This is a genomic window from Mucilaginibacter gotjawali (assembly GCF_002355435.1).
GTDB lineage: Bacteria > Bacteroidota > Bacteroidia > Sphingobacteriales > Sphingobacteriaceae > Mucilaginibacter > Mucilaginibacter gotjawali.
Map to the genome: position 1 here is coordinate 1,968,928 of NZ_AP017313.1, position 18,298 is coordinate 1,987,225.

Below are 18,298 nucleotides of genomic sequence, written 5' to 3' on the forward strand. Positions count from 1 at the left end.
GTCTTTTTTAATTATAGGATTGAGCTGCATAAGTCAGCAATTTAAGGGTTGCATTAAAATTGGTATTTCTTTCGCAGTCTGATTTGGTTTTGTAAACGATGACCATATCCACAGCAGGAAAAACGGTGATGCTTTGACCCATGGAGCCCATAGCAGAATAGCCGCCTTCCAGGCGTTTATCGCTGACGTTTTGCCAAAGCCACCACAGGTAGCCATAACCAAACTGGTGCGGGTCTTTGCGGAAAATGGGGACATTCCTATTGATCTCGGCTGCGTTAGTTTTTTGGCTGACCATATCAGCAACCCATTTTGAGTCAATCAGTTGCTGGCTGCCCCATTTTCCCTTGTTGAGCATCAGCAGCCCGATCCGGGCCATATCGCGGGTAGAGAACCACATCGGGTAAGCAGGGTAAACTGACCGGGTGCTATCGCCTTCCTTTTGCTGGAGGGAGCGTTTCCAGTCCTGCATTTGTAAGGGGATGGCCAGTTGCCGTTCCACTTCGTCATAAATATTTTTGCCGGTTTCCTTCTCAAAAATATATCCGGCCACATTAAAATCCCAATTGCTGTAGAGCCAATAGGTGCCATGTTTTACGGAGCCCCGCTTGGGAGCCAACGACAAGAAATCTCCCGGATAACTAGCCAGATGATAGATGCCGGAACGTGCAGAAATAATATCCCGTATAGACGCTTCCTTTTCAACCGCAAGCAGGCCGCCGACATCATCTAAACCAAGTTCCTTTACGGTTTTATCCAGCTTGATCTCCCCGGACCGCACATGCGCGCCATAGATCATAGCCAATACACTTTTGCGGCAGGAGGCGATATAACTGTTTTCCACTACATCGCCGAACTGGAACACGACTTTGCCGCGCTGGATGATCATATAACCCGTAACCGGTGTGCTATCCACCAAAAATGAATGCAATGTATCCAGGCGCTTCATGTTCCAGCCAGTTTTATCCTTCAGTTCCTCCCAGTCCTTCTGCGGATTTCCCTGGGCACTCACCTTCAGAGAAAACGCCAGAAAAAAAACATATAAGTAAAAAGATAATTTCATAATTGATTTTTTTGCCAAAGAAACGGCTTTAAGTGGTTCAAGGATAGTAAATATCGGACTATTTGCAGGTAATATCAGAAATACAAACTACCGCAAAAAGACCATACAAGGGCGATGAACACGATAGTGACAATAATACTAAAAAGCATGATCAGGACAACGAAAATGGGGAAAGCATACTTCATGGGGCAAATGAAGCCTTTCAAGGGAACAAAAGATAGTAAACTTCGGACTATATCAACCGTTTACTAACGGTCAGTTTTTGACCGGTAAAGGCAATCACTTCTTTGTAGAAATGGCTCATGTCGTAATAGCCGAACGCTGTTGGCGTAAATAGCGGGTCACGTAACACGTAAGCGGATAGGGCTGTTCTTGCCCGGATAACGGAGAAATAATTTTTAGGCGAAGTACCAACTACCCGGTGAAAATTGCGGTTGAAAGTTTTGGAGGAAACAAATTGCTTTTCAGCCAGTTCATTGATGCCCGGCAAAAGGTCGCCTTGCAGGTAATTGCCGATCGCTTCCCGGATAAAGTGTAAACGGTTATTGCTTTTGTTTTGGTGCTGGTTTAGTAACCAGGCCTCCAGGAGGGATACGCGCTCTTCAAAAGAGCGGGCTTCTTTCACGGATTGCAACAGCCCACGCGGCAATAGCGCAGACAGGTCAGTCACCCGGTCGATCAGGCCGCTTTGGTTGATGTTCAGGATCGTTTCCAGGCTTCCCGGATAAAACTTAACGGTAAAAATATGATCGGTTGGCGCATTATGCCTTTCGACAATGCTGTTTCTTAAAATAGCAATATCCTGGTCCTTACTGACAGCGTAAGTACGATTGCCGACGGTAATGTGGTAGCTTGCACCCAGGTTAATATAGAAGGTAGGTGTCCAGCTGGGGAACATTTTGATGGAAAAATTTTCTTCTGAGATATATTGTCTGGTTGCATCAGGTGAGGATTCCGAAAAAAATTCAATATGATTTGCAAGGTCCTGGCAAGGTGTCTTGAATTCATATATTTTCCGGATGTTTTCAAAAATTTCTACCAAAATCTTCTTTTTGTATGGACGCACTACAAGCGAAAACGTGACAAAGTAAAGGATTGGTAGCTTTTTTTTGATCGCAAACTTTTTATTTTTAGGGTGCATGATTTGCACGTTGATTAGGAATAATCTTTCACCAACCATCCTTTGGCTTGGTTCGAAACCTGTACCATAAACGTCTTCAAATCCGTGCTATTTTCTGTAAATCCGCTATAAACTGGTTCGTAATTAGACCCATAACCGACCCAAATGTAGCTGGCTATAAAGTTGCCAGCTACATTTATCCTCAAACAATTGATTTAAGGTATTTTCGCAATCAGGCTTTGCCTGGAAAGGTCGATCTTGTTTGACCTTCAAACAATCAGCTCAAGGAATTGATGTTTTTAAAAAGACACGCTGAGCTGCCACAAAGTACTTCCCAATACCATATCGCCTCCTTTGTTGGGGTGAATACGCAATAATAAGCCGTATCCGTCCAAAAATTTCTACCAATTTTGATTTGTTAACCCAGGTGCATGAATGCCCGCTGCGGCAGGGATAATTTTGTGTCATTATTTAAAAACAAATCATTATGACAACAAAAACCGCTTATGCAATCGCATTTTTATTGGGCCTGGGAATGGTTTTCCTGGGAGCCCGCTTTTTTTTCTCTCCTGAAGTAGCAACAGCCGCATTCGGCATCCGATTTAATGCCAACGGGGATTACTCCTTTCATCACATAAAAGGTATCAGAGATATATTTTCCGGAATCTTATTGTGTGCATTGGTCTTAATGAAAGAGCGCAGGGCACTGGGCGTAATGCTATTCGTAGCGACAATCATTCCGGTTTCCGATATGATCACTGTCCTTAGCAAAAGTTACACCAGTGTGCAGCAAGCCATACCACATATCGTAGCGACTATCATTTGTTCGGTAGTCGGCATACTGCTGCTGGCAGCTAAACCTCAAATAAAAGTGCCATTAAAACAGCGGGAATCATTAAGCTGATCAGTCAGAATATTGTTGACAACAAAGATACACATCATGGAACAATTAAGAATTTACACCCTTGCTGATAAAGAAACAGCAGAACATTATTTTACAGAACGTTGGGACAAACATATTAGGAGCCTTCCAAAATTTGGTTTCGAAATCAAAGGGGTTTATATCGGTAATACACCCGAAATAGCGAACCAGGTAATCGTAATCATTTCCTTTCCGGACAATGCTGATCCTGATGAGATGACTGAACAATATTTCAAAAGTCCTGAGTTTGCTGATAACATGGCAGGATTTGAACGAAGCAAATTCACTAACGTAGAAACCAAAATATTGAGGTCTGCAAACTGATTTACGTTCTACCTAAGGGTTAATACACAACATGTGCGCATGTTGTGTATTTTTGGCTTTAATCCGGTTCAAAATAAATACAAACGTTGTCGGCAACATTAAAAGGATACCCAAAATGATAAATAGGTTATTTAACAGCATACAAAGGGTTATTCCGCTAAGCCCTGCGGAGATAGATACCGTGACCGCTTTGTTTAAGGAGAAGACTTATAAAAAGGGCGACTTTTTTTTAGAAGAAGGACGAATTTGCAAACAAGTAGGATTTGTGGCAAAGGGGTTGATGCGCTTCTATATTAATCAGGATGGGGAGGAAAAAATATATGACTTTTCCCAGGAAAATGAATTTGTATGCAACTATGAAAGTTTTCTTCCACAGGTTCCTTCTTCGAAAAACATCCAGGCTTTAGAAGACAGTGTCGTTTTTGTCATTTCACATGCTGACCTGCAACTATTTTATGCGAACGTTCGCGGAGGTGAACGTTTTGGCAGGATAGCTATTGAGGCTGTCTTTGTAAAATTACTACAGGACATCAGTTCGTTATATGCTGAAACACCAGAACTTCGTTACGAGCGGTTTTTAAAAAACCACGCCGATCTGCAGCAAAGGATCTCCCAGTACCATATAGCGTCATTTGTTGGGGTAAAACCGCAATCTCTAAGCCGCATCCGTAAAAGAATTTTTACTCAGTTCTGATTTGTTAACCAAGGTGCATTAATCGGGGGCTATTTCATGGAATTTTGCTTTATAAGCTTAACAAAAAAAGCAAAAAAATGATTTTAGTAGGAGTGTGCCAAGGAACCGCCTGGCCTAACCGAGAGACAGTTTCCTGATTCCTTACGAGCCCCGCAATATCTTCTCCATTTTCCTTCCCTTCGCTAACTCATCCACCAACTTGTCCAAATATCGAACCTGCTGCGTCAGGGGATTCTCAATTTCCTCTACGCGATACCCGCAGATTACCCCGGTGATGAGGTATGTGTTTGGATTTAGCGAAGCTAGTTGAAAGAATGTTTCAAAAGTTGCTTTTTTGTCAATCAGGTCTTTTAGTTTCTCGTTATTGAAACCGGTTAACCATTCTATCACCTGGTTCAACTCTTCTATTGTTCTACCTTTCTTCTCTACCTTTGCGAGATACAGAGGATAGACCGAGGCAAAGGTCATTTTTGCAATACGCTCGTTGTGTATGTCGGTGTTATTCATATTGTTTATTTGGTGGTGGTGCTCCCCATTTTGGCATATTCCACATCATTGGGTTCCCACAATTCTATCTTATTGCCCTCCGGATCCATTAAGTGTACAAAATTACCATAGCTCGTTTTTTCCACGCTATCAACCGGCAGGATGCCTGCCGTTTTCATTTGGGCTAAAAGCTGATTTAAACCTTCTACGCGGTAATTGATCATGAATTGCTTTTCGGAGGGTTGAAAGTATTTGGTGGTTTCTTTAAATGGCGCCCATGCCGTAAAACCCTTTTTTGTGCTGTCCATGCCCTGGTGCCATTCAAAAGTTGCACCGTAATCACTCATACGAATGCCCAGGTTCTTGCTGTACCATGCTTTAAGCGCAGCCGGGTCTTTGGCCTTAAAAAATATACCGCCGATACCCGTAACACGCGGGCCGCTATTAACCGGGTTGGTTAAACGGCTGAAACCATAGCCCAACAAGAAGGCTGTGCAGAACATGGCTATTAACGTAAACTTTTTCATGATGTGGGTTTTAAGCTAAAGATATGTCTTTTTTGTTTCACGATGCCTTTTGTCCACGCAAAAAAATATCATAAACGCACAGCAAGCGTACGATTTTGTAACAACTTTATTTTTATTAAAATAAACTATGAGTCTAATAATCAATTGCATATGGTTTTGGTATGGATATTACGAATACTTTCGTATTAAGTATATTATAATGAGGCCCTCATTTATTAAAGAAGTAGCGAAAATTACTGATAGCCTGGATATCCGGATTTCTACCCGGTTTGGCGCGGGGAATGGCGCGGGCAAACATGAGCATGAGCATGCTAACCTGGTTTTCATATTGGATGGGGGCTGCGTTGAAAGGAGACAATACTCAACTTATGAACGGGAAGCAGCAGATATAACATTCTTGCATGCCGGCGAAGCGCATGAAACCAACTTTGCCGAAATACCCACCCGTTATATTTCCCTTGATATTAAACCCAAGGCATTTGCTGAAAATAACCTCGCCGAAAAGGATATTTTAAACGCCATAAAAAAATCCCCTGACGCTAAATTCCTGATGTTAAAAATGTACCGTGAATTACTTTACAACGATGATTTTACAACTGACTCTGTAAAAATGTTATTTTCGGAATTTGCTTCGCTTTCGCAGGCAATTGCCCTAAAAAAGTCCCTGCCCACCTGGGTTGGTATTGTTTATCAATTGTTGAATGATAAATGGAATGAAACTATAACCCTGAAAGAGTTGTCGCAGGCATCCGGAGTAAATCCTATTACCATATCTAAACACTTTTCAACTTATTTCGCTTGTACGCTTGGTAGTTACCTGCGTAAACTAAGGGTAGAGCGTTCATTATCCCTGATAAAGAATGAGGGCGCTTCTTTAACGCATACGGCTTATGTCTGCAACTTTTCAGATCAAAGCCATTTTATCAGGAATTTCAGGACATATACTTCACTATCACCGAAACAGTATCAAAAACTTTGAAGGGCAAATTTCATTCTATTTTTTAGTTTGTTCACCTGATACATTTGCTCATAAGAAAATTAAATTATGAAGAATTACATCCTTATCATTTGTTCATTTTTTATGGTGATACCCCATGCTGATGCACAGAAATTTTATGTCAGCTACAAGCCGTCCGTTTATAAAGGCCCGTTTACAGGAAATGTGATCCTATATCTTTCCACTAAAAACGAAAATCCCAAAAACGAGACCGGCTGGCCCTGTTACCGGATGAAGGTGAAAAATATCATGCCCGATCAGCAGATCGTTTTTAACGATTCGTGTTTGTCATATCCCACGCTCCTTTCACGTATACCGCGTGGCAATTATTATGTGCAGGTTGTATGGGATTTGAATATTGGTGGGCGTATTATAGGATTGAGCACCGGCAATATGTACAATGTCAGCCGGAAGGTCACCTTGAACGATCCGAAAGACGGTTTTGCGTTGGTTTGCGACCAGGCAGTTAAAGCACCGCTTTTTGTTGATAGTCATTTTGTTAAGGAAATTAAAGTCAGTTCTAAACTGCTGACTCGCTTTAATCATAAGCCGGAGTACATGCGGGCTGCGGTGATCTTGCCCAGGCAGTATTATACTGAAACTAAAAGACGTTTCCCGGTCTATTTTATGGTAGCCGGATTCGGTGGCGGCTATATGCATTATTCCAGGTCCGAGAGTAGTGATACGCTGGCCTCGGTCCCCCTGGACACCGTTGCCTGTATAAAGGTTTATCTAGATGGTGATTGTTCGCTGGGGCATAGTACCTACGCCAACAGTGATAATAATGGCCTGGTAGGCGATGCGTTGGCTTACGAGTTTATCCCGCAACTGGATAAACAGTACCGGACGAACGGCGCAAGGCTGATCCGTGGGCACAGCAGCGGCGGCTGGACGGTGGTATATTTGCTTTCGCATTATCCCAGGCTTTTTGTTGCCGGGAACGCCAGCGCGCCGGATCCGGTGGACTTTCGCCGGTTTTCATCCACCAACCTGTACCAGGATAAAAAACTGAACCGATATGTCGATGGCCTGACCATGGACAGGCCGTCGATACTCGATAGCGTGGTCTATGATACCCCGAATATTACGCATAGCATTGAAGGTGTTTTTTACCGGGGGCAGCAAAATATTTCTTTTGACGCCGTTTTTGGCCCCAAAGGCACCGGCGGGCTTCCGGAACGCATGTTTGACCCGGAAACGCTGCTCATCAACTCGGCTGTGGTTAACTATTGGAAACGGTACGACCTCACGCAATATGTCATCGCGCACTGGCCGGACTTAAAAAAAGACTTGCAGGGGAAATTACGGATCTCCGTGGGCACAGAGGATATTGAGCAGTGCCCTGCCGTGCGGTTAATGGAAGAAGAAATGAAAAAGCTCGGGGCCGGTATCACGTTTGTCTATTACCCAGGTGACCATTTTAGTGTGGTAACAGGGGAATATAAGAAAGCATGGGATGATTTTTTGCTCAAAAGGTATGTGGAATGGCTGAAGTTACATGAAAAGTAAAATGCGTTAAATTTTTGATTAGGCGTGCAGGTCGTCAGGGAAATCGCGTTTAAAAAAACCGGCATATTTAATTGAGGCTAAAGCCATTTTTATTGCTTCAATTTACCCGTTGGCTAAAGCCAACGGCAATGAATGAAAAGCCATGCTTCCAAAATTCATTGCCGTTCCTTTTAAGGAACGGAAAAAGTAAACAAAAAGATAAAGGCTTTAGCCAAATTTTGAGCGACAAGTTTTAAACGCGATTTCCCTGTGCAGGTCGTTAAGCAGGATTTGTTGCATCAGTAATTTCATAAATTCGCAATTTCCCCTAAAGCAGTTGTGAGCTCGTTCGGTATTTGTGCCATAACCGACACCTAACGCTCCTAAGGAAACCATGGGCGTTTTTTAGTTTAATAAAAGACCGGCCATCCCTATTTACTATTTTAATTATTTGCTTCCTTTGGAAAGACAAATTGTAATAAATTTACATCTTAATCTAAAAATATACCGATCATGAAAACTATAAAAACACTTTCAATTGCGCTTGTTTTGGCGCTTTCCTTTTCATTCGCCCGGGCGCAAAATAACATTAATGGTATTACCAGCGCTTATTTTACGGTAAAGAACGCCCTGGTTGCGGGTAAGCCAAATGACGCAAGTAATGGCGCTAAAGGTCTTTTGGCTGCGTTGTCGGCCCCTGAAACCGGCTTGAAGCCTGACCAGGCAAAGTTGTTTAACAGTTATGCCGAAAAATTAAAATATGATAGCCGCCATATCCTCGAATCAACTGACGTGGCGCACCAGCGCGAGCATTTTGCCAGCTTATCAAAAAACCTGTATGAAGTGTTGAAAGGCCTTAAATTAAACACCTCGACCGTTTATATGGATTATTGCCCCATGAAAAAAGCTTATTGGCTGAGTGAAAGCGCCCCGATTAAAAATCCATATTACAGCGACAAAGCGATGGCAACATGCGGAAAAACCACCGCCACTTTAGCTGCTGTTAAGTAGTTAATTAAAAAATAATAATATTAAAAAATAGCCGGGCAATTTATTTTGCCCGGCTATTTTTGTTTTAATAATATTTATCTTTAATTTTAAGCTTATAATAAGTATTTGATAATAAATTGATTGTGTTTGTTTTAATGCCCCCTTCATTAAAGCTAAATAATATAGATTTTTAAACCCCGGGGATAAACAGCCTGCCCTTATTAACGCGAAACCCATAGTTATGAAAGCATTTAAAACTTGCCCCTTAATAATTGTATTTACATTAATAACCTGTTCTTTGTTCGCTCAGAAAGGGAACCCTGGTAATAATATTAACCAGATGATGAGCTTATATTTCGATATGAAAAATGCGCTTGTAAATAACGACGGGACAACGGTAAAAATAAAAGCGAATAAGTTATTTCACCTGTTAGCCACCGACCCGGGAAGGGGGCTGGATCGCGATCAAATGCTTTTTCTGGCTGATCACCTGGAAGATTTGATGAATAACTGCCAGGAAATGTGTTATACCATTGATAGAAGTGAACAGCGGCCATATTTTGCCAGGCTTACAAAAACCCTGTACGACCTGGTAAAAGGGCTTAAAATTAATACCACTACCATTTATATGCAGTATAGTCCGGCAAATAATGCCTATTGGATGAGCGAAACCCTGGCTATTAAAAACCCTTATTATACCTATAAAGATTGGGCAACTGATGGTAAAACTACTGAGATCCTGGCTGCTAATAAATAGGCGCAGGGAATTATTTTTATAAATATAATTCCGGATAATAAACCCATAATCTTACCCCAATCTCTAATCTCTAACCCCTACCACCATTTCAGCGGAAACTGGATCTCCTCAACGGATCCAACGATCATGTCCGGTTTAAAAGCATAATGGCTGAGATGCTCCTTTTGGGCAATACCCGAAAGCACCAGGATTGTTTTATAACCCATTTGTACGCCACCCTGGATATCGGTTTCCATCGTATCGCCCACCACGGTAGTCTCGGCTGTTTCCAGCCCCAGGAATTTGCGTGCCGAACGCATCATTACGGGGCTTGGTTTGCCGGTAACAAATGCTTTGCGTCCGGATGCTTCTTCAATCATCGCGGTAGTTGCCGCTATGCCCAAATTATTCCAGCCGGGCTTCTTTGGGGATGGGTCGCGGTTGGTCGTAATAAATTTGGCGCCGCCTAATATCATATCCACTGCGCGTTGCACCATTTCTAATGTAAAGTTCCTTCCCTCGCCCAAAACCACAAATTCCGGGTCAGTATCAACTAAGGTGATCCCATTTTCATGCAAGCTGGATAATAAACCGCCTTCGCCCAAAACATAAGCTGTTCCGCCGGGACCCTGGTCTCCCAGGAATTTACCGGTAGCCATTGCGCTGGTGTAAATATGATCTTCGGTAACCTCCATCCCAAGCCCTTTTAATTTGCGCGTAACCTCCAAAGGGGTACGCTGGCTGTTATTGGTCATAAAGGTAAATGGTATATCGTTTTCAAGCAGGTGGGCTATAAATTTATCAGCGCCATGTATCAGGGTATCGCCGCTGTAAATTACGCCATCCATGTCTATTAAGAGTCCTTGTTTCATCGCAAAATTGTTTTTAAATATAGAAAAATAGCTCAAATAGTAAGCCTTTTTTCCTGCGCAAAGATACGTATGAAATTTAAAAAATATTAATATTTTAACGTAAATGATAATATATTGATATTTTAATAAAAAATTATCATTAATATTAAATTATTGTTAATTGCACATATTGCTACATTTGTTGCGGATGCAGTTCCATACGGCAGTTTTCAATCAGGTGCGTTGCCAGTTTTCTTGCCTGTAGTCTTAATTCGGGCACGGCGGTAGTTTCCATTAGTATCCCTTTTAAATTACTACCTGTTACAAATAAATTGGGGATATGATCTCCGCCTGCGCCGATAACCATCCCGTTTTCAGGGTCAGCATTAATACCCATCCCTAAAGCGTCGGCACAAACAAGGCCATTTACTGCAAGATTTTGTAATAGCTCATTCTGCGAAAATTTAAGGTCGCCGGCGGGGCCGGTGCAGTTGATCGACCGTTGTACACTAATGGTTTTAATTTCGCCGCCGCAGTTTAGGGTAACAAGCAGCTTATTATTGGTTTCAGTAATGGCTTTGATTTTCCCTTTTATGTTAAGCAGTTTGCCGTTTGCCCGCAGTGTTTCCATCAAATCAAACATAGGTACCGGGAGCCGGTGCCGCGTGGTATTCCACATATTAGCAAAGTGCTTGATGAAACTCTTCTTTTCCCCCGTGGTGAATGACCGCCATATTTGTTGGTTATAAGGCCTTAAGTCATCCAGCACCTTAAAAAATGACTGATCTTTTAGTTTAGCTGCCTTGCGGTGCCTGTTGATATATTTCACTATTGTCAGCAACGAGGGGCTATTCTTCATCAACTCCTTTGGATCTGCATCCCCGTAAATTGGTTTTGTCTCCGCTGATGGCTTAAGCTGGTAACCATTTGGCGAAATGGTGTAAATTTTTCCTTTAAAGTCTTTTTCAACCAGGCCAATCACCGTGTCTACCATTGTCAACCCGTTTCCTATGATCAAAAGATCAGCCTTCGGATCTAAATTTTCCAGGCAATCTTTTTTCCATGGATTGCCGGCATATCGTTTGCTGTTGCCAAATGCGGCAGGGACGCCGCCAGGCAAACGCGGAACTTCGTTCCCCGTAGCGAGCACCACAACATCAGCCGTAATCATTGGATGATGCCTCAAAAAAAGGTGAAAACGCCCGTCCTCTTTTTGCAGATCGTAAGCTTCATCTTCGTAGGTAGTTATGGTTACAGTGCCGGGTCTGTTTTTCAATGCCTCATTCCACAGGCAGGTGAGGTATCGCCCGTATTGCTGGCGGGTGGCAAACATGCATTCCAGGTTGGCTATGCCGGCAAGTTGTGGCTGGTCGTTTATAAGCCAGTTCAAAAAATGTGAGGGTTCGTTTTCCAACGCGCTGATCTTTCCGTTCGGCACGTTTAAAAGCAGGCTGGCCGTGTGGGGATTATACGCAACGCCCCTGGCCAACGGGTTATCTTTATTGATTAAATGGATATCAAGCGCGATGTCATGATTTTGCATAAGGTGAATTGCCGTCATGATGCCACAGAAGCCGCCACCTATAATAGTAATTTGTGTTGCGTGCATAATTACAAGTTATTTAATATCATATTAATCCGATAGGATTTAAGCCGCTAAAGTAACACAATATTTTCTTTTTGTAATATTATTTTAATAAATAAGAGTAAAATTTAACCTATAAAATATATAAGGTCTATTATTTAGGTAGAATATATCGTATAGTGCGTAATGGAAAAGACGGGATTTATAACGAAATACATTGATTTGTTTATACAACTTTAAGAAGGATCTTTTTAAAGATTTCGTAATTTTCCGGCGGGAGTAATCAATAATGATTTACTAACTAATTCAATACTTAATCATGAGATCCATCTGCGTTTTTTGCGGCGCTAATTTTAACGGCGACCCTTTATTAAAACATGCTGTTGAGGAGTTAGCTGAAGTTTTGGTGAACCGTAACATTACCCTGGTATTTGGCGGTGGCAAGGTTGGCGTAATGGGTATTTTGGCTGATGCAATTTTAAACAACGGCGGTAAAGCAATAGGAGTAATCCCGCAGTTTTTAATGGATAAAGAAGTTGGTCATCCCGGCCTTACCGAACTTCATATTGTAGATAACATGCACCAGCGGAAACAAATGATGAACGACCTTTGCGAGGGCATTATCATGCTGCCCGGTGGTTTTGGCACTTTGGAAGAATTTTTTGAGGTGCTTACCTGGCTGCAATTAGGTTTGCATAATCACCCGGTCGGGATATTAAATATTAACGGGTTTTACGACCTTTTGCTGCAGCAAATGGACCTAATGGTTGAACAAAGATTTTTGAAGCCGGCTAACCGCCAGTTGGTAATCACGGCAGGTGACGCTATTGAGTTGGTTAACCTGATGGAAAATTGTAAAGTTAACCCGGATGAAGTTTGGTTCAGGGATAGAAATTTGACGTAAAGGCCGCAGCCCATGCAACGTGACCTGCCGCGTTAAACATTATCAACGTATTGCTTATCTACAAATTTGCCCTGGCAATCGACCTGTACATAAAGAAATACCCCGTGCCCGATATAAAACTTAACCCGGCGAAGATCCACCATAATAAACTGAACCCGCCAAGGGCGATGATCAATCCGCCCAAAGTAGGGGCGATGATCATTGCCGCAGACCACGCCATACTGTATAGCCCTGCGTACTGTCCCCTGTTATGATCTGTTGAACGCAGGATCCAAAAGGAGTTCATAAAGGGCATACTGAGCATTTCGCTTAAAGTAATCAACACAACGATTAGGGTAGCAGCAATAGCCGATGGTGGAACAATATTGATTAAAACAAAACCCAGCCCGCCCATAAAAACACCGGTATAAATATAAACAAGCCCCGGCCGGCGCCCTTCCAGGTTATGGATCAGCACCATTTCAACAATGGCTATCAGGATGCCGTTTAAAGCCATCAGGAAGCCAATAAAAGGCAGGCTAAAATGCCATGCGATTTTATAGAAGGCAGGTTCAATGATCATGAATTCATAAAAACAAGTAAAAAACAGCAGCCCAAAACCAATAAACAACAAATAGGTTTTGTCGCGGTAAGCTGAGGCCCTGATTTCAGGAACGCCGGCCTTTTTATAGCTTTTCACGATGCCGGACTTCGGCATCAGGATCACCAGGAATATTGCCGCAAGGATATTAGTGCCCCCATCAACCCAAAAAAGCAAATGGTAATTTATTGCCGCTAAAAAGCCCCCCAGGCCACCGCCCAGCGCCCAGCCGATGTTTATAGCAAGCCGGTTAAGTGAAATGGACCTGGTTTTGTTTTCGGGGCTGCTGTAATGGGCTATAGCGCTCGAATTTGCCGGCCGTACCGACTCATTGCAAAGGCTGAGCACAAAAGCGCCAATACACATACTTAAAAAAGTATGCTGGTAGCCTAAAACAATAAAGAGGATGCCCCCGCTCATCATGGCGCCAACCTGGAGGTCGTAAAACCCGATTTTATCGGTTATTTTACCGCCGAAAAATCCGCCGCAGATGGAGCCTGCACCAAATATGGTCATTACAATACCGGCCTGCTCAATGGTAAAATGCAATTGTTTAACGCAGTAAACGCTCATAAACGCCACCACCATGGTGCCGCTCCGGTTAATGAGCATCACTATACTTAAAAACCAACTGTTTCGGGAAAGGCCTTTAAACGCCTGACGGTATAATTGGAAAAAGGAGGCCAACATCACACAAATATAGGTGAATGTGAAATGTAAAAGTGTTCCACCTATCCTGTTTATACAATAAATTCATTTTAATGCAATAATATACTAATTATATAATTATAATACAATATTGTATTATAATTGCAATTCAATTTAACAGGGTAGCAACCCAATTCAAATCTATCAATGTCAAAACGCCTAGTCAGTAATCCCGGGTTACCTGTTGTCGAAAAGCCCTCAGTAGCAGTAATCGGTTCGGGCTTTTCAGGTTTAAGTGCGGCAGCGTATTTAGCCAAAGCTGGCTGCAGCGTAAATATTTACGAAAAGAACGCGGAAACAGGAGGCCGTGCCCGTCAATTAATAAGCAACGGCTATACTTTTGATATGGGACCCAGCTGGTATTGGATGCCGGAAGTATTTGAAAATTTCTTTAATGAATTCGGGTATTCAGCTGCTGATTATTACGAACTTGAACAACTTGATCCCGGTTTTACTATTGTTTTTGGAGACCAGGATGTTTTACGTATCCCGGCAAACTACCAGGCCTTAGAGGAATTATTCGAATCCATTGAACCGGGCAGCGCAAAGCAGTTGGCCCTTTTTTTAGACGAAGCAGCCTATAAATACCATACAGGAATGAATAAACTGGTTCAACAACCAGGGCTGTCGTTACTTGAATTTGCTGACTGGGACTTGGTCCGCGGTGTGTTTAAGCTGCAGGTATTTACCTCATTCAGTAAACACGTCAGGCGTTTTTTTAAAGACCAGCGCCTGATCACGTTGATGGAATTCCCGGTATTATTCCTGGGAGCGATGCCTGAAGAAACCCCTGCATTGTATAGCCTGATGAATTATGCCGGCCTGAAACTTGGTACCTGGTATCCCAAAGGCGGCTTTGGTAAAGTGATAGAGGGAATGCAGAAAGTTTGCGAAGCGCAGGGTGTTATTTTTAACCACGATTCAGCCGTTACCCGTCTTAATGTCGTTAATGGTAAGGTAACAGCGCTTAACACTAAAGGCAGTACAACTAATTACGAAGGTGTTATCGCTGCTGCAGACTATCACCATGTGGAGGAAAAACTTATTGACCGGGGCCTTAGGAATTATGGCGAAGCTTATTGGAATAAAAGGGTGATGGCCCCTTCCAGCCTGATTTTTTACCTTGGTGTTACCCGAAAAATTGAAAAGCTGGGACACCATACCTTATTTTTCGATGCTGACTTAAAGGTACACGCCAGGGAGATCTATAAAGAACCGCAGTGGCCCACTAAACCACTTTTTTACGTTTGTTGCCCATCGGCGTCAGACGATAGCGTTGCACCGGCAGGGCATGAAAATTTATTTATACTGATGCCGCTGGCGCCCGGTATTGAAGATACTGAAGCCTTGCGGGAAGAATATTTCGAAATGATCATGCAACGCCTGGAAAACTATACCGGCGTAGCGATCAGAACCGTGCTGGATTACAAAAAGAGTTATTGCGTAAACGATTTCAAATCTGATTACAATTCTTTTAAAGGAAACGCGTACGGCCTCGCAAATACGCTGATGCAGACTGCACATTTAAAGCCTTCTATCAAAAACAACAAGATCAGGAATCTTTTTTATGCCGGGCAACTCACTGTTCCTGGTCCCGGGGTTCCGCCTTCAATTATTTCAGGCAAGGTTTCGGCTCAATTGCTCATAAAATACCTCAATACTAAATGAAAGAAAGATTTGATACTTTATCTGCCATATGCAGCAGGGAAACCACCCGGCATTATAGCACCAGTTTTTCCCTGGGGATACTTTTTTTAAAGAAGGAAGTTCGTGACCCTATACATGCCATATATGGTTTTGTGAGGCTGGCCGACGAAATAGTAGATAGCTTCCATGGTTATCCGAAGTCATTAATGCTGGCTGAATTAAAACGGGATTGTTTTATGGCTATTGAACGGGGCATCAGTATAAACCCGGTGATCAATTCGTTTCAGCAGGTGGTTAATAAATTCGGCATCCGGCACGACCTAATCAACCAGTTCCTCAACAGCATGGAAATGGACCTGCACGATCAGTCGTATACCGCCGAAAAATATGAGGAATATATTATGGGTTCTGCTCAGGTTGTCGGCCTGATGTGCCTGCATGTGTTTATTAACGGCAAGGACGAAGAATTTGAAAGGTTACGAATACCTGCAATGAAATTGGGCTCAGCTTTTCAAAAAGTGAATTTCCTGCGGGACATCAACGCTGATTACCAGGAATTAAACCGCACGTATTTCCCGGGGGTTAATTTATCTGCCTTCTCAGAAGAAAATAAAAGAGCTATTGAAGCCGATATTTTAAGGGAATTAAACGAGGCCTTAAACGGGATCAGGCTGTTGCCGTGTTCATGCCGTAAAGGGGTTTACCTGGCTTATGTGTATTACAGGCAGCTTTTCCGCAAGATCACAAAGATCCCCGCAGAGAAAGTGATGTCGCAACGGATCAGGGTTTCAAACGGCCACAAGTTTTTGCTGATGTTTGATTCATTGGTGAGGTATAAATTAAATGTGTTATGACGGTTATATTATGGCTTACCCTGTTGCAGATAAAAATACCGGGTGTACAAACGATTGATCTCAGTACGGTCAGGCATCTTTATCAACGTGCTCCGGTAGTTAAACAGGACGCCGGGCAACTAAACCGGCTCATGCTGCAGGTTGACAGTGATACGGATGCGCCGGTATTGTTATGCTATAAAGGCGCCAATGAAATGATACAGGCAAAATATACATTGAACCCAATAATAAAGCTTCAAAAATTTAACAAGGGTAAAAAACTGATAATAAACGCGGTAAACCGCGATTCCCTCAGCCTGGAAATACGTTTTATTCGTTATTCTATACAGAGCAATCTGCCGGATTTTTTAGGTTTTCATGATGAACTGTACACTGACAAACGTTTTATAGACGATAACATCAATAACAGCAAAGACGCGCAATTAAAAGAAATGATCTTTAACTATTTATCGGCGGCTAAGCCGGACAAATTCAAATTATAGAAAAATTGAAAGAAAGTGTAATGCTCGTAAACGCCAAAGGCCAGGCGATTGGGACAATGGATAAAATGGCTGCTCATACTTCAGGAACGCTGCACCGAGCGTTCTCTGTATTTATTTTTAACAGCAATGGTCAGCTATTGCTGCAGCAAAGGGCCTTTGATAAATATCATTCCGGAGGCTTGTGGACAAATACCTGCTGCAGTCACCCGCGGTTGGGTGAAATGACCATTGATGCTGCCCGCCGGCGATTAAAAGAAGAAATGGGAATTGAAAGCGAATTAACAGAGTTATTTCAGTTTACCTATCGGCACGAATTTGATAACGGGTTAATTGAGCACGAATATGATCACGTATTTATCGGCATATGTGATCAAACGCCTGAACCGAACCCTACTGAAGTTGCTGGTTTTAAATATGTAGAAGCAGATAATTTGATTTTATCATTGATAGAACATCCCGGTGAATTTACTGCCTGGTTTAAGATTTGTTTCGAAAAGGTGTTAGAAAATTATTATCAAATATATTAAGCTATGAATCTGCTAATTTATATCGGCATTGTTTTAACCACATTTATTGGAATGGAAGGTGTTGCGTGGTTAACACATAAATACATTATGCATGGTGTTTTTTGGTTCCTGCATCGTGACCATCATCATAAAGACCATTACGGCTTTCTTGAACGGAATGATTTTTTCTTCCTGATTTTTGCCCTGCCCGGCATTGCATGCCTGGCAACAGGTACCATCTATCATTTACCGGCCTGCACCTGTATTGGCATTGGCATTACCCTTTATGGCGCATGCTACTTTTTTGTCCACGATCTTTTTATTCATCAACGGGTAAAGGTACTGCGTAATTCGGAAAACTGGTATTTGAAGGCGATCAGAAGGGCGCACAAGATGCACCACAAACATACTGGGAAATATGATGGCGAAAGCTTTGGTATGCTCTGGGTCTCCCGGAAATACTTCCGTAACAACCAAAAAAACACACAGGAATGAAATTTACGTATCTCCTGGTCGACTTTTTTACGGTACTCATTCCCTTTGTCTTTTCATTTCATCCGCAGATAAAGTTTTACAAGCACTGGCCTGCGCTGTTTCCGGCTATGATTGTGACCGGGATAATCTTTATAGCCTGGGATATGTATTTCACCCAATTAAAAATATGGGGTTTTAACCCCGACTATTTAACAGGAGTTTATATGGGTAGCCTGCCTGTTGAAGAGGTGCTTTTCTTTTTTTGCATTCCCTATTCATGCATATTTACCTATGCTTGTTTCAACGTGCTGTTTAAAAAAGACTATCTGAACGTGCAACACTTTTCATAAGCACCGTATTGAT

At 42.4% G+C, this 18,298-nt stretch carries 20 protein-coding genes and 1 pseudogene; 14 read left to right on the forward strand and 7 right to left on the reverse strand.

Annotated features, from left to right (window positions below):
* Positions 1 to 7 precede the first annotated feature (7 nt).
* Together MgSA37_RS09150 and MgSA37_RS09155 are read right to left on the reverse strand one after the other, a co-directional pair.
* Positions 8 to 1,060 carry a serine hydrolase domain-containing protein gene (locus MgSA37_RS09150; RefSeq protein ID WP_096351389.1) on the reverse strand — a complete coding sequence of 351 codons (1,053 nt, stop codon included), beginning with the start codon at positions 1,058 to 1,060 and terminating at the stop codon, positions 8 to 10.
* 232 nt (positions 1,061 to 1,292) lie between these two features.
* Entirely contained in the window at positions 1,293 to 2,201 is a 909-nt protein-coding gene (locus MgSA37_RS09155) for a helix-turn-helix domain-containing protein (RefSeq protein WP_197706109.1), read from the reverse strand.
* A 514-nt stretch (positions 2,202 to 2,715) separates the two neighbouring features.
* Between MgSA37_RS09155 and MgSA37_RS09160 the strand changes: the two are divergent.
* From MgSA37_RS09160 to MgSA37_RS09170, 3 genes and pseudogenes are all read left to right on the forward strand, one after another.
* Positions 2,716 to 3,015 (forward strand): annotated as a pseudogene (locus MgSA37_RS09160) (DUF4267 domain-containing protein); the annotation flags it as partial.
* Positions 3,016 to 3,120: 105 nt separating this feature from the next.
* The gene (locus tag MgSA37_RS09165; protein WP_096351392.1) at positions 3,121 to 3,426 is read left to right on the forward strand and encodes an NIPSNAP family protein; all 306 of its coding nucleotides are present in this window, start codon (positions 3,121 to 3,123) and stop codon (positions 3,424 to 3,426) included.
* A gap of 115 nt (positions 3,427 to 3,541) precedes the next feature.
* The gene (locus MgSA37_RS09170; protein ID WP_096357361.1) at positions 3,542 to 4,120 is read left to right on the forward strand and encodes a Crp/Fnr family transcriptional regulator; all 579 of its coding nucleotides are present in this window, start codon (positions 3,542 to 3,544) and stop codon (positions 4,118 to 4,120) included.
* A 141-nt stretch (positions 4,121 to 4,261) separates the two neighbouring features.
* Here MgSA37_RS09170 and MgSA37_RS09175 read toward each other — a convergent pair whose 3' ends face one another.
* Together MgSA37_RS09175 and MgSA37_RS09180 are read right to left on the reverse strand one after the other, a co-directional pair.
* Positions 4,262 to 4,627 carry a DUF2200 domain-containing protein gene (locus tag MgSA37_RS09175; protein WP_096351395.1) on the reverse strand — a complete coding sequence of 122 codons (366 nt, stop codon included), beginning with the start codon at positions 4,625 to 4,627 and terminating at the stop codon, positions 4,262 to 4,264.
* Positions 4,628 to 4,632: 5 nt separating this feature from the next.
* Positions 4,633 to 5,133 carry a VOC family protein gene (locus MgSA37_RS09180; RefSeq protein ID WP_172885303.1) on the reverse strand — a complete coding sequence of 167 codons (501 nt, stop codon included), beginning with the start codon at positions 5,131 to 5,133 and terminating at the stop codon, positions 4,633 to 4,635.
* Between the two features lie 199 nt (positions 5,134 to 5,332).
* On the opposite strand from MgSA37_RS09180, the gene MgSA37_RS09185 reads away from it, so the two are divergent.
* From MgSA37_RS09185 to MgSA37_RS09205, 4 genes are all read left to right on the forward strand, one after another.
* Positions 5,333 to 6,112 (forward strand): helix-turn-helix transcriptional regulator, encoded by a 780-nt coding sequence (locus MgSA37_RS09185; protein ID WP_157750507.1) that lies wholly within the window; start codon positions 5,333 to 5,335, stop codon positions 6,110 to 6,112.
* A 66-nt stretch (positions 6,113 to 6,178) separates the two neighbouring features.
* Positions 6,179 to 7,639, forward strand: a complete 1,461-nt coding sequence (locus MgSA37_RS09190) for an alpha/beta hydrolase-fold protein (RefSeq protein WP_096351399.1) — start codon at positions 6,179 to 6,181, stop codon at positions 7,637 to 7,639.
* A 492-nt stretch (positions 7,640 to 8,131) separates the two neighbouring features.
* A complete protein-coding gene (locus MgSA37_RS09195) occupies positions 8,132 to 8,629 on the forward strand; it encodes a DUF3347 domain-containing protein (RefSeq protein WP_096351401.1) in 498 nt (165 codons plus the stop codon).
* Between the two features lie 319 nt (positions 8,630 to 8,948).
* On the forward strand, positions 8,949 to 9,365 hold the full coding sequence (locus MgSA37_RS09205; protein ID WP_157750508.1) for a DUF3347 domain-containing protein: 417 nt from the start codon (positions 8,949 to 8,951) through the stop codon (positions 9,363 to 9,365).
* A gap of 77 nt (positions 9,366 to 9,442) precedes the next feature.
* On the opposite strand, the gene MgSA37_RS09210 is transcribed toward MgSA37_RS09205, so the two are convergent.
* Positions 9,443 to 10,216, reverse strand: a complete 774-nt coding sequence (locus MgSA37_RS09210; RefSeq protein ID WP_096357365.1) for an HAD-IIA family hydrolase — start codon at positions 10,214 to 10,216, stop codon at positions 9,443 to 9,445.
* Between the two features lie 172 nt (positions 10,217 to 10,388).
* A complete protein-coding gene (locus tag MgSA37_RS09215) occupies positions 10,389 to 11,804 on the reverse strand; it encodes an FAD/NAD(P)-binding protein (RefSeq protein ID WP_096351405.1) in 1,416 nt (471 codons plus the stop codon).
* Positions 11,805 to 12,099: 295 nt separating this feature from the next.
* On the opposite strand from MgSA37_RS09215, the gene MgSA37_RS09220 reads away from it, so the two are divergent.
* On the forward strand, positions 12,100 to 12,684 hold the full coding sequence (locus MgSA37_RS09220; RefSeq protein WP_096351407.1) for an LOG family protein: 585 nt from the start codon (positions 12,100 to 12,102) through the stop codon (positions 12,682 to 12,684).
* Between the two features lie 58 nt (positions 12,685 to 12,742).
* Here MgSA37_RS09220 and MgSA37_RS09225 read toward each other — a convergent pair whose 3' ends face one another.
* Positions 12,743 to 13,876 carry an MFS transporter gene (locus MgSA37_RS09225; protein ID WP_232010821.1) on the reverse strand — a complete coding sequence of 378 codons (1,134 nt, stop codon included), beginning with the start codon at positions 13,874 to 13,876 and terminating at the stop codon, positions 12,743 to 12,745.
* A 243-nt stretch (positions 13,877 to 14,119) separates the two neighbouring features.
* Between MgSA37_RS09225 and MgSA37_RS09230 the strand changes: the two genes are divergently transcribed.
* From MgSA37_RS09230 to MgSA37_RS09255, 6 genes are read left to right on the forward strand one after another with little or no spacing between them, the layout of a single operon-like run.
* On the forward strand, positions 14,120 to 15,640 hold the full coding sequence (locus MgSA37_RS09230; RefSeq protein WP_096351410.1) for a phytoene desaturase family protein: 1,521 nt from the start codon (positions 14,120 to 14,122) through the stop codon (positions 15,638 to 15,640).
* The gene (locus MgSA37_RS09235; protein WP_096351412.1) at positions 15,637 to 16,473 is read left to right on the forward strand and encodes a phytoene/squalene synthase family protein; all 837 of its coding nucleotides are present in this window, start codon (positions 15,637 to 15,639) and stop codon (positions 16,471 to 16,473) included. Before MgSA37_RS09230 ends, MgSA37_RS09235 begins: the two co-directional genes overlap by 4 nt.
* Positions 16,470 to 16,955: a hypothetical protein gene (locus tag MgSA37_RS09240; RefSeq protein ID WP_096351413.1), complete on the forward strand. Its 486-nt coding sequence runs from the start codon at positions 16,470 to 16,472 to the stop codon at positions 16,953 to 16,955. The genes MgSA37_RS09235 and MgSA37_RS09240 overlap by 4 nt, the downstream gene beginning before the upstream one ends.
* 5 nt (positions 16,956 to 16,960) lie before the next feature.
* The gene (gene idi, locus MgSA37_RS09245; RefSeq protein WP_157750509.1) at positions 16,961 to 17,482 is read left to right on the forward strand and encodes an isopentenyl-diphosphate Delta-isomerase; all 522 of its coding nucleotides are present in this window, start codon (positions 16,961 to 16,963) and stop codon (positions 17,480 to 17,482) included.
* Between the two features lie 3 nt (positions 17,483 to 17,485).
* Complete coding sequence (locus MgSA37_RS09250; protein WP_096351416.1) at positions 17,486 to 17,956, forward strand: sterol desaturase family protein; 471 nt, start codon at positions 17,486 to 17,488, stop codon at positions 17,954 to 17,956.
* A complete protein-coding gene (locus tag MgSA37_RS09255) occupies positions 17,953 to 18,285 on the forward strand; it encodes a lycopene cyclase domain-containing protein (protein WP_096351418.1) in 333 nt (110 codons plus the stop codon). Before MgSA37_RS09250 ends, MgSA37_RS09255 begins: the two co-directional genes overlap by 4 nt.
* The last annotated feature ends 13 nt before the right edge of the window (positions 18,286 to 18,298 follow it).

Bases quoted from the DNA above. Each gene is read 5' to 3' on its own strand.
- MgSA37_RS09150 (WP_096351389.1), bottom strand. From the start codon at position 1,060: ATGAAATTATCTTTTTACTTATATGTTTTTTTTCTGGCGTTTTCTCTG.
- MgSA37_RS09155 (WP_197706109.1), bottom strand. From the start codon at position 2,201: ATGCACCCTAAAAATAAAAAGTTTGCGATCAAAAAAAAGCTACCAATC.
- MgSA37_RS09165 (WP_096351392.1), top strand. From the start codon at position 3,121: ATGGAACAATTAAGAATTTACACCCTTGCTGATAAAGAAACAGCAGAA.
- MgSA37_RS09170 (WP_096357361.1), top strand. From the start codon at position 3,542: ATGATAAATAGGTTATTTAACAGCATACAAAGGGTTATTCCGCTAAGC.
- MgSA37_RS09175 (WP_096351395.1), bottom strand. From the start codon at position 4,627: ATGAATAACACCGACATACACAACGAGCGTATTGCAAAAATGACCTTT.
- MgSA37_RS09180 (WP_172885303.1), bottom strand. From the start codon at position 5,133: ATGAAAAAGTTTACGTTAATAGCCATGTTCTGCACAGCCTTCTTGTTG.
- MgSA37_RS09185 (WP_157750507.1), top strand. From the start codon at position 5,333: ATGAGGCCCTCATTTATTAAAGAAGTAGCGAAAATTACTGATAGCCTG.
- MgSA37_RS09190 (WP_096351399.1), top strand. From the start codon at position 6,179: ATGAAGAATTACATCCTTATCATTTGTTCATTTTTTATGGTGATACCC.
- MgSA37_RS09195 (WP_096351401.1), top strand. From the start codon at position 8,132: ATGAAAACTATAAAAACACTTTCAATTGCGCTTGTTTTGGCGCTTTCC.
- MgSA37_RS09205 (WP_157750508.1), top strand. From the start codon at position 8,949: ATGATGAGCTTATATTTCGATATGAAAAATGCGCTTGTAAATAACGAC.
- MgSA37_RS09210 (WP_096357365.1), bottom strand. From the start codon at position 10,216: ATGAAACAAGGACTCTTAATAGACATGGATGGCGTAATTTACAGCGGC.
- MgSA37_RS09215 (WP_096351405.1), bottom strand. From the start codon at position 11,804: ATGCACGCAACACAAATTACTATTATAGGTGGCGGCTTCTGTGGCATC.
- MgSA37_RS09220 (WP_096351407.1), top strand. From the start codon at position 12,100: ATGAGATCCATCTGCGTTTTTTGCGGCGCTAATTTTAACGGCGACCCT.
- MgSA37_RS09225 (WP_232010821.1), bottom strand. From the start codon at position 13,876: ATGCTCATTAACCGGAGCGGCACCATGGTGGTGGCGTTTATGAGCGTT.
- MgSA37_RS09230 (WP_096351410.1), top strand. From the start codon at position 14,120: ATGTCAAAACGCCTAGTCAGTAATCCCGGGTTACCTGTTGTCGAAAAG.
- MgSA37_RS09235 (WP_096351412.1), top strand. From the start codon at position 15,637: ATGAAAGAAAGATTTGATACTTTATCTGCCATATGCAGCAGGGAAACC.
- MgSA37_RS09240 (WP_096351413.1), top strand. From the start codon at position 16,470: ATGACGGTTATATTATGGCTTACCCTGTTGCAGATAAAAATACCGGGT.
- MgSA37_RS09250 (WP_096351416.1), top strand. From the start codon at position 17,486: ATGAATCTGCTAATTTATATCGGCATTGTTTTAACCACATTTATTGGA.
- MgSA37_RS09255 (WP_096351418.1), top strand. From the start codon at position 17,953: ATGAAATTTACGTATCTCCTGGTCGACTTTTTTACGGTACTCATTCCC.